Source organism: Waterburya sp., assembly GCF_058530065.1.
The window spans coordinates 1-1523 of sequence record NZ_JBZNBU010000406.1; the positions used below are offsets into that span (position 1 = coordinate 1).

The window sequence follows — 1523 nt, forward strand, 5'->3', positions numbered from 1 at the left end:
CAAAATTTAAGTCAGACTCCGTTAGCTCGAACTCGACTAGATTATTATCGCCAACGCTACCGAGTTGTATGCTTCCCGATGACGCAGTTAAATTCCCGCCATCTAAAATAATATTGCCACCCATCAAACCCAATGTTTTTCCCGATCTTACTTCCAATCCCCTCGGTCGAGCACTGCGATTTACGGTAAAGTTGGGATTAAATTGGAGTTGGTTGCCATTACCCGTAACGATGATATCTCCGTTATTATTGCCATACTGCAAACCAACGGGAATACTTACGGTAAGCAGAGGCGATGCGCTCGGATCGACCGCCCTAAACTCACTATCATCGGCAAACTTGAGACTGTCGGCAGTACTGCCGATAAACGAACCACCAATATCTAAAGTAGAGTTTTCCCCAAAAACAATTCCATTGGGATTGATTAAAAATAGATTGGCAGTACCATTAGCTCGAATTAAACCATCAATAGCCGAAACCGAACCGCCCGTAACTCGACCGATAATATTCTCGATCGCCGTAGCATTATCGAACCAGGCTATATTTCCTTGGGGCAAAGAAAACTCGGTAAAACTATGAAATAAATTATTTCCTGCGGTAGTTCCTTCTATTATTTGAATAAGATTATCATCGGGTAAGGTAACAGAATTGTTAGGAAGGGTATTATCGGGAACTATTTGTGCTGATACTCCCGTTTCAAAGCAGATATAAAAATAACCAAAGAGAAATGTTTGTATAAAAGTCAGACTAAATTTAGTAGTTTGTTGTAGCTGAAAATGTTTTTGGGCGAACAATAATAGCTGCATCATAATAATTGAGTTTTTCTTAAAGTAAATTAGCTGATTTTTGTGGTCATATACAAACAATCGCAATACAATATAAGTAAACTTATTAAGTAATATAAATTACATTTATCGCTGAATATTTTATTTTGATTTAGGTTAATCCCAGAACAGTCCAACATTCTATTTAATGATAGGTTTCCCAAAAAATAACTATAAATAACATCAAGCAAAATTTAATAGTAATCTATCTCTGCAAAATCTATTAAATAACGTGAGTTCGGGATCAGAGAATAGTCTCTAGTCTTTAGTTTTTAGTTCTTGGTTTTTGGTTTTTGGTTCTTAGTTTTCAGCGGGCAGTAATGTCCGTAGTTTACTGCAACTAATGTTGGTGTCTGGAGACTCTTATTCCACATCCGCCCGAAAGGTTTTTAATCGCTGCTTGTAATAAAAATAAGCTTTAACTAATAACTAATAATTAGATCGATAGTCAGTAGCTTATACCATTTCTCCTTGAAGTTGCACTTACAGCCGTTTTCAGTTGAATAGCTCTCTGGGAAAATTTACTAGTTCGTAGTTTTTAGTTTTTAGTTTTTAGTTCTTAGTTCTTAGTTTTTAAAGTTTAATTATGTGGTCTACCCATGTGAAAAGCGCAGTAATATTGTTGGGATTTTGTTTCTCGCAAAGCCGTTTACCCCGAGCCAAACGGGGCAAGCCCAGCTTCGTGTTCTGGGCAGAGACG

Annotated in this window: 1 protein-coding gene; it reads right to left on the reverse strand. The window is 37.1% G+C overall.

Going from position 1 to position 1523, the window contains the following annotated elements:
• Positions 1-808 (reverse strand): filamentous hemagglutinin N-terminal domain-containing protein (locus AC33VI_RS22895; RefSeq protein ID WP_491784572.1); only part of this gene is annotated, 808 nt, incomplete at its 3' end.
• Positions 809-1523 lie beyond the last annotated feature (715 nt).